The sequence below is a fragment of the Acidimicrobiia bacterium genome (assembly GCA_040878325.1).
Lineage (GTDB): Bacteria > Actinomycetota > Acidimicrobiia > Spongiisociales > UBA11373 > JAUYIV01.
The window spans coordinates 55,765-69,343 of the sequence record JBBDMM010000016.1 but is presented as its reverse complement, the minus strand read 5'-3'; the positions used below and the strand labels follow the sequence as shown (position 1 = coordinate 69,343).

General features: G+C 68.7%; 13 protein-coding genes. 12 read left to right on the top strand and 1 reads right to left on the bottom strand.

What is annotated here, in order from left to right:
* Window positions 1–298: 298 nt before the first annotated feature.
* From WD184_09210 to WD184_09190, 5 genes are all read left to right on the top strand, one after another.
* Window positions 299–1,435, top strand: a complete 1,137-nt coding sequence (locus tag WD184_09210) for a cysteine desulfurase family protein (protein ID MEX0826910.1) — start codon at window positions 299–301, stop codon at window positions 1,433–1,435.
* Window positions 1,432–2,493, top strand: coding sequence for a tRNA 2-thiouridine(34) synthase MnmA (gene mnmA, locus WD184_09205; GenBank protein ID MEX0826909.1), 1,062 nt, complete (start codon window positions 1,432–1,434; stop codon window positions 2,491–2,493). Before WD184_09210 ends, mnmA begins: the two co-directional genes overlap by 4 nt.
* Entirely contained in the window at window positions 2,490–4,514 is a 2,025-nt protein-coding gene (gene ligA / locus WD184_09200) for an NAD-dependent DNA ligase LigA (protein MEX0826908.1), read from the top strand. The genes mnmA and ligA overlap by 4 nt, the downstream gene beginning before the upstream one ends.
* A gap of 144 nt (window positions 4,515–4,658) precedes the next feature.
* Entirely contained in the window at window positions 4,659–5,513 is an 855-nt protein-coding gene (locus WD184_09195; protein MEX0826907.1) for a CBS domain-containing protein, read from the top strand.
* Window positions 5,510–6,181: a GNAT family protein gene (locus tag WD184_09190; protein MEX0826906.1), complete on the top strand. Its 672-nt coding sequence runs from the start codon at window positions 5,510–5,512 to the stop codon at window positions 6,179–6,181. Before WD184_09195 ends, WD184_09190 begins: the two co-directional genes overlap by 4 nt.
* A 21-nt stretch (window positions 6,182–6,202) precedes the next feature.
* On the opposite strand, the gene WD184_09185 is transcribed toward WD184_09190, so the two are convergent.
* The gene (locus WD184_09185) at window positions 6,203–6,607 is read right to left on the bottom strand and encodes a hypothetical protein (GenBank protein MEX0826905.1); all 405 of its coding nucleotides are present in this window, start codon (window positions 6,605–6,607) and stop codon (window positions 6,203–6,205) included.
* Window positions 6,608–6,660: 53 nt separating this feature from the next.
* Between WD184_09185 and WD184_09180 the strand changes: the two genes are divergently transcribed.
* From WD184_09180 to WD184_09150, 7 genes are read left to right on the top strand one after another with little or no spacing between them, the layout of a single operon-like run.
* A complete protein-coding gene (locus WD184_09180) occupies window positions 6,661–7,809 on the top strand; it encodes a pyridoxal phosphate-dependent aminotransferase (protein MEX0826904.1) in 1,149 nt (382 codons plus the stop codon).
* Window positions 7,806–8,597 (top strand): 2,3,4,5-tetrahydropyridine-2,6-dicarboxylate N-succinyltransferase, encoded by a 792-nt coding sequence (locus WD184_09175; GenBank protein ID MEX0826903.1) that lies wholly within the window; start codon window positions 7,806–7,808, stop codon window positions 8,595–8,597. The genes WD184_09180 and WD184_09175 overlap by 4 nt, the downstream gene beginning before the upstream one ends.
* Window positions 8,594–9,628, top strand: a complete 1,035-nt coding sequence (gene dapE / locus WD184_09170; GenBank protein MEX0826902.1) for a succinyl-diaminopimelate desuccinylase — start codon at window positions 8,594–8,596, stop codon at window positions 9,626–9,628. The genes WD184_09175 and dapE overlap by 4 nt, the downstream gene beginning before the upstream one ends.
* A gap of 43 nt (window positions 9,629–9,671) precedes the next feature.
* Window positions 9,672–9,959, top strand: coding sequence for an Asp-tRNA(Asn)/Glu-tRNA(Gln) amidotransferase subunit GatC (gatC, locus tag WD184_09165; protein MEX0826901.1), 288 nt, complete (start codon window positions 9,672–9,674; stop codon window positions 9,957–9,959).
* A complete protein-coding gene (gene gatA, locus WD184_09160) occupies window positions 9,959–11,434 on the top strand; it encodes an Asp-tRNA(Asn)/Glu-tRNA(Gln) amidotransferase subunit GatA (protein ID MEX0826900.1) in 1,476 nt (491 codons plus the stop codon). Before gatC ends, gatA begins: the two co-directional genes overlap by 1 nt.
* Window positions 11,431–12,873 carry an Asp-tRNA(Asn)/Glu-tRNA(Gln) amidotransferase subunit GatB gene (gatB, locus tag WD184_09155; GenBank protein MEX0826899.1) on the top strand — a complete coding sequence of 481 codons (1,443 nt, stop codon included), beginning with the start codon at window positions 11,431–11,433 and terminating at the stop codon, window positions 12,871–12,873. The genes gatA and gatB overlap by 4 nt, the downstream gene beginning before the upstream one ends.
* Complete coding sequence (locus tag WD184_09150; protein MEX0826898.1) at window positions 12,870–13,511, top strand: HAD family phosphatase; 642 nt, start codon at window positions 12,870–12,872, stop codon at window positions 13,509–13,511. The genes gatB and WD184_09150 overlap by 4 nt, the downstream gene beginning before the upstream one ends.
* Window positions 13,512–13,579 lie beyond the last annotated feature (68 nt).

The window sequence follows — 13,579 nt, the reverse complement described above, 5'->3', positions numbered from 1 at the left end:
CCCCCCCCCCCTACCCGCGACGGTCGGCCGGCTTCGCCGGCCTCCGGCAATAGGGCCGGGCTGCGCCCGGCCCGCGATAAGCGATACGCAATGACCGGTCTTGCGGGTGGCGGGTGGCGGGAGGCCCCTCTTCCTTCTCTTGCCGATGGCGGAAGGCGGAAGGCGGAGGGCCACCTTCTGGCCGGAGCTGGAGCCGGAGCCGGAGCCTTCCGACTGGAGACTGGAGCCGGAGCTGGAGCCTTCTGACTGGAGGCTGGAGACTGGAGACTGGAGACTGGCTCCTACTCTCTCCCTGGAAATGCTCTATCTCGACCATGCCGCCACCACTCCGGTGCGTCCTGAGGCCCGCGAGGCCATGGCGCCGCTGCTCGACCGCGAGTTCGGCAATCCGTCGGGCATCCACTCGGTGAGCCGGCGAGCCAAGGACCTGCTCGAGGACGCTCGCGAGCGGATTGCCGGGCTGCTCGGCGCGGCTCATCCGCTCGATGTGGTGTTCACGGGCGGGGGAACCGAGTCGGACAACCTCGGCCTGGCCGGGCCTGCCCTCGCCGGCGGTGCACGGGGCGGCATCGTCACCACGGCCATCGAACACGCGGCCGTGATCGAGACCGCCCGCTTTCTCGGCCGCCTCGGATGCCCGGTCGCCTTCGTCGCGGTGGACCGAGCAGGCCGGGTGTCGCCCGGAGATGTCGTCGAGGCGATCGACGGCGCAACCCGGGTGGTCTCGGTGATGGCGGCCAACAACGAAACCGGCGTCGTGCAGCCGGTAGCCGAGGTGGCCGCGGCGGCACGGCAGGCTTCGCCGGGGGTGCTGGTTCACACCGATGCAGTTCAGACATTCGTGTCTCGTGACGTGGATCTCGCGGGTTTGGGGGCCGACATGCTCACGGTGTCGTCGCACAAAGTTGGTGGCCCCAAGGGGGTGGGAGCCCTGGTTCTTCGCCCGGGGATCGATCTCGAGCCCGTAATTCACGGCGGCGGCCATGAGCTCGGTCGGCGATCGGGCACTCACGATGTGGCCGGCATCGTCGGGATGGCAGCCGCCCTCGAGGCGGCGTCCAAGGATCGCGACCGCTTCTCGCAGGATGTCGACGAGGCGCGGCGTCGGTTCGAGCGGCGACTCACTACCGAGGTTCCCGGGGCGGTCATCACTGCGGCGGGCGTCGACCGGTTGGTGCAGCACAGTCACTTTCGAGTCGAAGGTGTCGACGCGGAGACCCTGCTCATCCGCCTCGACTCGGCGGGGGTGGCGGCCGCGGCGGGATCGGCGTGTCACAGCGGCGCAATCGAGGTGTCACACGTGCTTGCCGCGATGGGCATGAGCGAGTCAGAGGCGAGGGCGTCGGTTCGGTTCACCTTCGGCTGGACCACCCGGCCGGAGGACGGTGACGCCGCCGCGGACGCGGTGATCGCGGCCGTCGAGGGCCTGCGATGAGAGCGCTCGTGGCCATGTCGGGTGGGGTCGACAGCAGCGTTGCCGCCGCCGTGATGGTCGAGCAGGGCCATGAGGTGGTGGGCGTCACTCTGAAGCAGTGGGAAGGCCCCGACGGCCGCCTGCCCACCGCAGGATGCTGCACGGTGGCCGATGCCGAGGACGCCCGGAGGGTTGCCGCCCGCCTGGGGGTGCCGTACTACGTGCTCGACTACACCGACGAGTTCGCTCGTGAGGTCGTGGCTCGCTTCGGAGAGGGATACCTGGCCGGACGAACTCCGAATCCGTGCATCGAATGTAACCGGAGGGTGCGTTTCGGGGCTTTGCTCGATCGGGTCGAGGCACTCGGCTGCGACGTGCTCGTGACCGGGCACCACGCCCGCGTCGACCACGTCGATGGGCGCTTCCGGCTGCTCGCCGGCCGGGATTCCGGCAAGGACCAGTCGTACGTGCTCCACATGCTCGGCCAGGCGGAACTCGCCCGGATCGTGCTCCCGATCGGAGAGATGACCAAGGCGGAGGTCCGTGCCGAGGCCGAGCGCCTCGGACTGCGCACGGCCACCAAGCCCGACAGCCAGGATCTGTGTTTCGTGCAGGGTGACTACCGGGACTTCTTGCGGGAGCACTTCCCCGAGACCGCGCGGTCGGGGTCGATCGTCGACTCCGATGGGGCGGTGGTCGGGTCCCACGACGGGGTGTCGGGTTTCACCGTGGGTCAGCGCCGCGGGCTGGGCGTCTCCGTGGGTGAGCCGCGCTATGTGCTTGGGGTCGATGCCGCCACTGCCACCGTCACCCTGGGGCCGCGGTCGGCGCTCGAGGTGGAAGGGTGTGCTCTCGACGAGGTCAGCTTCGTGGCTGGTGTCGCCGTCTCCGATGCCCTCGAAGTCGCCGTCAAGGTGCGGTATCGGTCCCGCCCGGTGCCGGCCGTGCTCCATCGATCGGCGGCGGGTTGGCGGATTCGGTTCGACCAGCCGGCGGAAGGGGTGGCACCCGGGCAGGCGGCGGTGTTCTACCTCGACGACGAGGTGCTTGGAGGCGGCACCATCGTCGCGGCAGCATGAAGAAACCCGCGGACCGGGCAGCCGAGCTGCGGGAGTCTCTTCGGTACCACTCGTACCGGTACTACGTCCTCGATGACCCGGAGGTATCCGACGCCGAGTTCGACGCGCTGTTGAGGGAACTGCTCTCGATCGAGGAGCAGAATCCCGACCTGATCACCCCCGATTCACCTACGCAGCGGATCGGGACGACCGCCTCCGATGCCTTCGCCCCGGTGACCCATCTGAGCCGGCTCTTCTCACTCGACAACGGCGAGTCGCCGGGGGACCTCGACGCCTGGGAAGCCCGCATGGTTCGCCAGCTGGGTCGAGCGCCGTCGGGCTATGCGTGCGAGTTGAAGATCGACGGACTCGCCGTGTCACTGACCTATCGGGACGGTCGCTACGAGCGGGGGGCCACCCGGGGGGATGGCGCCACCGGGGAGGACGTCACCGCCAATCTGCGGACCATCCCGCAAATACCGCTCCAACTTCTTGTCGACGACCCGCCGGCCGTGCTCGAGGTCCGGGGCGAGGTCTACATGCCCGAGGCGGCGTTCGAGGAACTGAACCGGACGCAAGCCGAGGCGGCCTCGCGGCTCTTTGTCAACCCGCGCAACGCCGCCGCCGGTGCGGTGCGACAGAAGGATCCGGCGGTCACGGCGTCGCGCAAGATCGCCATCTGGGTGTACCAGGTGGGGACGGTCGATGGGGTTCGCTTCTCGACACACACCGAAAGCCTGGAATGGCTTGCCCAGGCAGGGTTTCCGGTGAATCCGCGGTCGCAGCACAGCGTGAACCTCGACGCGGTGAAGGCATACATCGCCGAGGCGGAAGAAAACCGGCACACGCTCGGATATCAGACGGACGGGGTCGTGGTGAAGGTCGACTCCCTCGCCGAGCAGAACGAGCTCGGGTTCACCGCCAAGAGCCCCCGCTGGGCGATCGCGTACAAGTTTCCGCCCGAGGAACAGACGACTCGCCTCCTGGAGATCCGGATCAATATTGGGCGCACCGGGGCGGCGACTCCCTATGCGGTCCTGGAACCGGTCTTCGTCGGCGGGGCGACCATCACCAACGCCACCCTCCACAACCAGGACGAAGTGGCACGCAAGGACATTCGGTTGGGCGACACCGTCGTGATCAGGCGGGCGGGGGATGTCATTCCCGAGGTGGTGGGCCCGGTGGTGTCGCTTCGCACCGGCGTCGAGAAGGTGTGGAAGATGCCGAAGAAGTGCCCCTTCTGCCGCAACCCGATCGTGCGCAATTTGGGCGAAGCGGTTGCACGATGCACCGGCGGCTTCGAGTGCCCCAGCCGCCTCGTCGAGTACCTCTACCACTTCGCCTCCCGCGGGGGCATGGACATCGAGCACCTCGGCGGCAAGACGATTCAGATGCTCATGGACGAAGGGTCGATCTCCGATCCCGCCGACATCTTCACGCTCGACCCAGGTCTCCTTCTCGAGCGGGACGGTTGGGGGGAAACCTCCGTCGCGAATCTCATGGCGGCGATCGACGCCGCCCGCGACAGGCCCCTGGGGCGTCTCATCACCGCCCTGGGCATTCCGCTGGTCGGCGCTACGGTCGCCCGTTTGCTCGCACGGAGGTTTCGCAACCTCGATGCGCTGATGGGGGCTGCGGAGGAGGACCTTTCGGCCATCGAGGGGGTCGGTCCCGAGATCGCCCGTTCGGTCCGGGAATGGTCAGCCGATCCGGCCAACCGGGCGTTGGTCGCCAAGTTGCAGGCGGCCGGCGTGCGGACCGCGGATGCAGAGCCGGAAGGTGTCGACACGGGTCTCCTGACGGGGGTGACCCTGGTGGTGACCGGCACGCTCGCCGGTTTCTCTCGCGAAGGAGCCAAGATCGCGGTCGAAGACCGGGGTGGGAAGGTCGCATCATCGGTGTCGTCGAAGACCGACGCGGTGGTGGCGGGGGAGTCGCCGGGCGGAGCAAAGCTCCAGAAGGCACAGGATTTGGGGGTCCCGGTCGTCGATGAGCCGACATTTGTGGCGCTCCTCGAGCGAGGTCGGCGAGCGATCGAGTGAGATCCCGGGGATTTTTGATACGCATCGTGTACCGTCGCGCCCGGGTTTCGGCCCCGTGACCGTCGGGTGGCAGGTCGCTCGTAGGGGGAGAGAAGTGCGTCGGATGGCCCAGGCCGCAGTGCGATGAACGGTGGACTCTGGTCGGTGGTTTGGACCCGCGGGGCGGGCTGCGCCGAACTCGCGGAGCTACTCGCCGCAGGCGAGCCCCATTCGGTGGAAGGCGACCTCAAGCAGACGTGCATCGCCACCCGGGCCGACCTGCTCGTGGCCCGCAAGCTCAGTTCGTTCGATCTGATCGGCACGGTGGTGCCCCACGAGGTTCGCCGTCGGTCCGTGCGATCGGTGACGGCGGCGATCGGCGCAGGCCCCCACTCGACTCTCGCCGCCTTCGTCGCCGCGCGACTCTCCGAGGTCCTGGGGGTGGAGGGATCACTGCTGTCGGCCTCGCCCGACCCCGCGAACGACGACTCGGTGGATGCGGTACTGGCCGAGATCGCGGTGCTCGTGCCCGACCTGCCGTCGAAGGTGGTCCGGGCCGACAGCGCCCGAGCCCTCGTGAGCACTTTCGAGGAAGGAACGCTCCTGGTGGTGGGGGCCGCCGGCGGCTCCTGGCTGCAGCGGCAGTTCTTCGGGGCGGGGCGGAAGTTGGTCGTGGGAGCGCCCGGCGGCGCAATCGTGGTTCGCAGTGCGCCGCGACGGGTGTTCCACCAGATGATCGAGCCCGACACCTTCGGCTCCCGGATGCTCGTCTCGGACGCGCTCCGGTTGCTGACCCACGATTCGGCTCCGGTGGCGGTCGATGGCGTATTGGTGGGTGTCGTGAGCCGCGTCGACCTCGAATCGGCCGACCCGAGGGCCACCGTCGGGTCCGTGACGCGAGAGTCGCGGTTCGTCGCCCCGGACGACCCGGTCGACCTCCTCGACCGCGTCAATGCGACCGTGTGGCCGATGCCTGTGGTCGACGACTCCGGCCGGCTGGTAGGGGTGGTCGAACGTTGAGCGGCCCTCCGGTCGGCGGTGAGGTCCGGGCGGCCGAACCGGTTGGCGAGCCCCCGCCGGTGATCGAAGGCGGCGGCGTCACCTTGCGCCCTCCCGACCCCGACGATGCGGCCATGCTGTTTCCCGCCACTCATCGCACCCACGCAGCCGTGTGGACCTATATGGCATACGGTCCGTGGACCCATGAGCGAGCGATGAGCGAGTGGATCGCCTCGACGGTCGGATCGGAGGACCCGCGGTGGTGGACGGCCGAAGTCGAGGGGGACCCGGTGGGCATGGCCGCGTTGATGAACCGCGATCGCGCCAACCGTCGGGTCGAGATCGGCCACATCTGGTACTCCCCGAGTGCGCAGCGCACCACCGTCAACACCGAGGTCGCCTACCTGTTGTTGCGCGAATCGTTCGACCATCTGGGTTGCCGCCGGGTGGAGTGGAAGTGCGACGCGCTCAACGAGCCCTCGAGGAAGGCGGCCCTGCGGCTCGGCTTCGCGTTCGAAGGGGTGTTCCGCAACCACATGATCGTCAAGGGGCGTAACCGCGACACCGCCTGGTACGCCATGATCGACGAAGAGTGGCCGACGGCGCGAGCGCGTCTTGAGGAGTGGCTCTACCAGACGCCGCGCGAGGCCGGTCGGCCGGTCCGGGGCCTGTCCTCTGGCGGTGGGTGATGACGGATACCTGATCCGGGCTCAGAACACCCGGAAGGTCCAGGTGAACTCGCCTGGGTCAGGCCGGCCGCCGGAGACGCGGTTCCATCGGATGGTGACCGTGTGATCGCCGGGTTCCCAGAACGGCAGGACGCTCTCGGTGCTGGGCTGCCATCGATACTCGCCGGTGGCCGCGGTGAGACCGATCTCATGGGGCGGGATCCAGATGCCATCGACCTCGATCTCGACCGTGTAACCGATGGGCAGGTCGATCTGGATCGCCGTCTGGCGGACCACAGCGTCCCCCGGCAAGGGGAACACCGCCTCGAGTGCGCCGGGTAGATCCGGCTCCTGGCCGTCGGGGGCGAGGACGACGGTCAGCCCGACGACCCCGGCCAGCGCCAGAGTGAGCAGCAGGATCGTGATGCGAAAGCGGCGATGGTTCACGGGCAACGATGGTAAATCTGTGGTGGAGCATCCCGGCACTACCGTTGGGTGCCATGCGAACCAACCCGGTGCTCGCCGAATTGGGCGCGTATCCAATCGCCGAGATCCAGGAGACGGCGCGGCGGATGCGAGATGCCGGCGAGCGGCTCATCGACTTCTCGCTCGGCGATCCCCGCGAGCCGACCCCCGAGTTCATCCGGGATGCCGCCGCCGCCGCTATTCCCGAGGTGTCCCAGTACCCGACCGTTTCCGGCTTGCGTTCGCTGCGCGAATCGATCGCCGGTTGGGTGGGGAGACGCTTTGGGATCGAAGTCGATCCGGATACCCAGGTTGTGCCGACCTCGGGGGCGAAGGAGGCGATCTTCACCACACCGTTCGCCTTCGTCGATCGCGCCGCCGGCGACGCCGGGGTGTTCTGTACGCCGGGGTACCCGATTCACGAGCGCGGGCTGCGGTTCGCCGGCGCCGAGGCGATCGCGGTGCGGCTGGCGGGTGACTTCGTGCTCCGCGCCGCCGACGTGCCTGCAGCCGCCTGGGGCCGCATTCGGATGGTGTGGTCATGCAGTCCCCACAACCCCACCGGCGCGGTCACCTCGCGCGCCGACCTGGAGGAACTGCTGGAAGCGTGCCGCGACCACGATGCACTCCTGTGCAATGACGAGGCGTACGCCGACCTCTGGGAAGACGAGCCGCCGACTTCTGCTCTCGAGGTCGCGGGACCCGGAAGCCGTGGGGTACTGGCCTTCTTCTCGACGAGCAAGCGGTCCGGTATGACGGGGTACCGGAGCGGAGCGATCGTGGGCGATCCCGCGGCGATCGCGGCGATCAAATCGCTGCGGTCGTCGGTGGGGGTGGGCTCTCCGGAGTTCATCCAGGCCGCCGCCGCGGCCGCGTGGTCGGACGATGCCCATGCCGAGGACCGTCGCCAGATCTTCAACAACAAGCGGGCGATCCTGCGGCGGCGCTTCGAGGAGGACGGCATCGCGGTGGTCGCCTCCACCGCCGGGCTCTACCTCTGGGTCGCCGTCGACGACGACATCGATGCGACCAAGCGACTGCTGGCCGAAGGGGTGGTGGTGTCCCCGGGATCGGCGTTCGGGCCTGGCGGCGAGGGGCATCTGCGCCTGGCTCTGGTGCCGACCGTGGGGGAATGTGCCGAAGCGGCGGAGGTGGTGGCGTCGTGCCTGCGCCCCGCGAACTGATCGAGGCCGCCTCGGCCGATCTCGACCGCCTCGACGAGGCGCGTTCCGCGGTGGAGGAAACGATCGCCGCACTCGACCGGGGTGAACTGCGAGTGGCAGAGAAGGTCGACGGCGAGTGGGTGGTACACGAGTGGGTGAAGCGGGCGATCCTCCTCTACTTCCGCATCGCCGGGCTGCGTACCTGGGAGGTTGGACCGTTCGAGTTCCACGACAAGATCCCGCTGAAGCGCGGGCTGGCGGCCGCCGGGGTGCGGGTGGTGCCTCCGGGAGCGGTCCGTTACGGGGCTTTCTGTGAGCCGGGGGTCGTCGTGATGCCGGGGTACGTCAACATCGGCGCTCGGGTCGGGGCGGGCACCCTGGTCGACACCTGGGCGACGGTGGGCTCCTGTGCCCAGATCGGTCGCGATGTCCACCTCTCGGGCGGCGTCGGCATCGGTGGCGTGCTCGAGCCGGCCTCTGCCCGTCCGGTCATCGTCGAGGACGGCGCCTTCATCGGCAGCCGATCGATCCTGGTCGAGGGGGTGGTCGTCGAGGAAGGGGCAGTGCTGGGCGCCAACACCACGATCACCTCGTCGACGCCCATCATCGATGTGACCGGCTCGAAACCCGTCGAGCACCGGGGGAGGGTTCCCGCTCGATCGGTGGTCGTGCCCGGCACCCGCCCCAAGGAGTTCCCGGCCGGCACCTATGACCTGCAGTGCGCCTTGATCATCGGGCAGCGATCCGAGTCGACCGACCGCAAGACCTCCCTCGAGGACGCCCTGCGAGTATTCGGGGTGCAGGCGTGAGCCTGGTCGACGACCTCGTCTGGCTGATCGACATTCCTTCGCCGACAGGGGCCGAGGACGCGCTGCGCGATGCGGTCGCCGAACGTCTCTCGGGTCTCGCCCCGCAGATCATCGGAAGATCGGTGGTGGTGGGGCACCGCACGGGGCGACCCCTGATCTCGCTGTACGGGCATCTCGACACCGTCCCCGAGCAGGGCAACCTCCCGGCAAAGGTCGAAGGGGGGCGGGTTCATGGCCTGGGGGCGTCAGACATGAAGGGTGGCTTGGCGGTGATGGTCGCCCTGCTGGAGGATGAGTCGGTTCGCGGTGGGCCCTTCGATGTGCTCGGGGTTTTCTATGACGCCGAGGAGGGTCCGGCCGCGGGCAACGGGCTCGAACGGGTGCTCGACGAGGCACCTGTTCTGCTCGAGAGCGAGTTCGCGGTGGTGATGGAACCGACCGACGGTGAACTCCAGTTGGGCTGCCAGGGGGCGATCAACGCACGGGTCGAATTCCACGGCGTGTCGGCGCACAGCGCCCGGCCCTGGCTCGGGGAGAACGCCATCACCAAGGCGGGCTCGTGGCTGGCGGAGATGCACGAGCGTGGATGGCGAGATGTCGAGGTCGCCGGCCTCACCTTCAAGGAGACGTTCGCGGTGACCCTCGCCGAGGGCGGGGTGGCAGCCAACATGATCCCCCCACGGTTCGTGCTCAACCTCAACCACCGGTATCCGCCCGATCGCTCGGTCGAGGAAGCCGAGGCAATGGTCAGGGAGGCCTGCGCCGCCGCCGACTCCGTGGAGATCGTCGATCGGGCGATGGCAGCGCCCATCCCAGAGGACAACCCTCACCTCGGCCGGCTGCGGGGAATGGTTTCGACCGTATCGGCCAAGACCGCGTGGACAGATGTCGCCAGGCTCGCCGCCCGCGGTGTGCCGGCGGTCAACTACGGGCCGGGCGAGGTCGCCCAGGCCCACAAGCAGGACGAGAGCGCCCCTGCGGCGACACTCGGTCAGTGCTTCGAGGTGATGCGGCGCTTCCTCAGCGCGTAGTCGCCCGGGCTGCGGGCAGTAGGCCCGCCGGTACCATCGCCCCATGCCCATCGAGATCGACATCGCCAAGGTGGCGCGTCTGGCCCGCATCGGGCTGACGCCCGAGGAACTCGTCCACTATGAGCAGCAGCTCCAGGTGATTCTCGAACACGCCGCCCGGGTGCAGGCGCTTCCCACCGACGGGGTCGCTCCCACCGCCCACCCCCTCCCCATGGTCAACGCCTTTCGTTCCGACGAGGTGGAGCCCACCCTCGACCGTGAGGAGGTGCTCTCCCAGGCCCCCGATCGTGAGGGCCCCTACTTCCGCGTTCCGCCATTCCTGGACGAGTGATGGACCTCGCCGACCTCACCATCGCCGAGGCCGGGGCGCGCCTCCGATCGGGTGATCTCACCGCGGTCGATCTGCTCGCTGCCGTCCGCCGTCGGGTCTCGATGACCGAGGCCATCCTCCATGCGTATCTCACCATCGATGCCGATGGCGCCACCGCCGCCGCGGTGGAGGCCGACGCTGCCTTCTCCCGTGGGGAGGACCGCGGGCCGCTCCACGGGATTCCGATCGCCCTCAAGGACAACATGGTGACCCGGGGGATCGAGACCACCTGCTCGTCGCGAATCCTCGCCGGCTACATCCCGCCATACGACGCCACGGTCGTCGAGCGGCTCAAGACGGGCGGCGCCGTGATCCTCGGCAAGACCAACCTCGACGAGTTCGCCATGGGGTCGTCCACCGAGAACTCGGCCTACGGCACTACCCGCAACCCGTGGAACCCAGATCGGGTCCCCGGGGGCAGCAGCGGGGGCTCTGCGGCGGCTGTGGCGGTGGGCTCCGCCTTCGGAGCGTTCGGTTCCGACACCGGCGGGTCGATCCGCCAGCCTGCCTCGCTGTGCGGTGTCGTGGGGATGAAGCCCACCTACGGGCTCGTCAGCCGTTACGGACTGATCGCGTTCGCCTCCTCGCTGGATCAGATCGGCCCCATCGGCAGAACCGTCGCCGACACGGTCACCCTCTTCGAGGCGGTGGCTGGACATGACCCCGCCGACGCCACCTCGTTCCGGGGGAGCTACCCCGATCCGCGGGTGGACCTCGACAAGGGGGTCAAGGGGCTTCGGATCGGGATCGTGCGGGAGTTGTCGGGCGACGGCATCCAGCCGGGCGTCGCCGCCGCCTTCCAGGCGACTGTCGATCGCCTTGACGCCGCCGGTGCGGCGGTGAAGGAGGTCTCGCTTCCTTCCACCGAGTTCGCCCTCAGCGCCTACTACCTGATCGCCCCGGCAGAATGCTCGGCCAACCTCGCCCGGTTCGATGGGGTCCGTTACGGGCCGCGGGTCGACGGTGACAGTGTCGAGGCGATGATGTCGGCGACCCGCCGCGACGGCTTCGGCCCGGAAGTCACCCGGCGCATCCTCCTCGGCACCTACGCCCTGTCGGCGGGCTACTACGACGCGTTCTACGGACAGGCGCAGAAGGTGCGCACATTGGTGATGGAGGACTTCAAGAAGGCTTACGCGGAGGTGGACGTCCTGGTGACACCGACCAGTCCCACCACTGCGTTCGAGGTGGGGGAGCGGGCCGACGACCCGCTGGCGATGTATCTGAGCGACATCTGCACGATCCCCTCGAACCTCAGCGGCGATCCCGCCGTCTCGGTGCCGGTTGGTCTGGACGAGGATGGCTTGCCGGTCGGGTTCCAGGTGCTGGCCCCCGCGCTCGGCGAAGCCGTGATGTTCCGGGTGGCGGCGGAGGTCGAACGGCTTTCGGGTTTCGACATTCGCCCCGAGCTGGCTTCCTCGGAGGGGGCCCGGTGAGATACGAACCTGTCATCGGCATCGAGACCCACGTCGAGCTGTCGACCGCTTCAAAGATGTTCTGTGGATGCCCCGCCGGGTTCGGCGGGGAGCCGAACACCAATGTCTGCCCGGTCTGTCTCGGGCTGCCGGGAGCGCTTCCGGTACCCAACGAGCGCGCCATCCAGTGGACGGTGGCGCTGGGCATCGCCCTCGGTTGCGAGATAACCCAGCACTCGGTGTTTCACCGCAAGAACTACTTTTACGCCGACCTCCCCAAGAACTATCAGATCTCCCAGTTCGATCTCCCGCTCTGCGTCGGCGGCCATCTCGAAGTCGACCCCGGGTCGGGAGCGCGGCGAGTCGGGATCACCCGGGTGCACCTCGAGGAGGACACCGGCAAGAGCACCCACCTCGGCGGTGGGGGCCGAATCCACGACGCCGAGGGGGCGCTCATCGACTTCAACCGGTCGGGCATCCCGCTGATGGAGGTCGTTTCGGAGCCCGATATCAGAACGCCTGAGGAGGCCCGCGCCTATGCCCAGGAGTTGCGGGCGATCGTGCTCGCCCTCGGCATCTCCGACGCCCGGCTCGAGGAGGGAAGTTTTCGATTCGACGCGAACGTCTCGCTCAGGCCCGAGGGTGACGAGGCATTAGGGGTGAAGGTCGAGGTCAAGAACATGAACTCGATGCGGTCGCTGCAGCGTGCCCTCGCCTTCGAGATCGATCGGCAGACGGCGCTCCTCGACGACGGGGAGCCCATCGCCCAGGAGACCCGCCATTGGGACGAGGAGGCGGGCCGTACCCAGCCGGGGCGCAGCAAAGAGGAGTCGAGCGACTATCGCTACTTCCCCGAGCCTGATCTTGTCCCGCTCCAGACCAATCCGGATGTCGTCGAGCGCATTCGAAGCGGACTACCCGAGCTTCCGGCCCTGCGGAGGGCGCGCTACGTCACGCTGGGGATCGAGCCCACCGCGGCAGCGACTCTCGTCGCCGGCGACCTCGCCAACCTGTTCGACGCCACGGTTGCCGCCGGCGGCGACCCGCGGGCAGCCGCCAACTGGCTGACCGGCGAAGTCGCCGCTCACCTGAATCGCACCGGGGCCGCGCCGGCTGACATCTCGCTCGACGGGGCAAGCCTCGCCGAGTTAATCGGGATGGTCGGAGGTGGCGATCTCTCGGCGACTGCAGCGAAGGAGGTCCTGATCGGGGTGCTGGCGGGAGAAGGTTCGCCTCGGGAGATTGCGACGACCCGCGACTTGCTCCAGGTCTCGGACGAGTCGGCGCTCGGGCCCGAGGTCGACTCCGTTCTCGCCGCGCACCCCGACGAGGTGGGCAGGATTCGGGAGGGAGAGGAGCGGCTCGTCGGCTTCCTCGTCGGCCAGGTGATGAAGGCCACCGGCGGCAAAGCCGATCCCCGCCTCGTCGACCGGCTGATTCGGGAGCGGGTCGGGCTTTGAACCGCCCGGCGGCGGTCGTCTTCGACTGCGACGGGGTGCTCGTGGACTCCGAGCCGCATTCGGTGGCTGCCTGGATCGACGTTCTCACCACGCTCGACCACCCGGCGGGCGTTCCCGAGATCGAGGCCTGCACCGGGTTCGGGTTCGACCCGACGCATGACTTTCTCTCGGCGATCGCCCCGTTGCCGCCCAAGCCGGATGTGTGGCCGATGCTGTTGTCCGCCCTCGACAGGTCGTTCGACCGCGCCCTGAGCGTGTTCCCCGACGGGATCGCCACGCTGGAGGCGTGCGAGGCGGCGGGACTTCCAGTCGCGGTGGCGTCGGCCAGCCCTCGCGGTCGGCTCGATCTGACCCTCCGCGCGGCCGGGCTCGGGGGGCGCTTCGCCGTCTCGGTCTCGGGCGACGACGTGGCGCGTGGAAAGCCGGCGCCGGATTGCTACCTCGCCGCGGCCCGAAGGCTGGACGTGGAGCCTGCCGAGTGTGTGGCGATAGAAGACAGCGGCACCGGGGCGGAGGCCTCGATCGCCGCCGGCATGCGCACGATCGCCGTGGTCAGACCAATGTCGGATCGAGCCGCGCTGATAGCCTCAGGAGCGGAAGTGGTGGACCTCTTGACCCCCGACCTGCTGGGGCTGTAACAGGCCTCCCGCCTCCCGCAAGATCCTGCTTCCTGCTTCCTGCCCCCGGCCGCGCCCTCGGCGCGGCG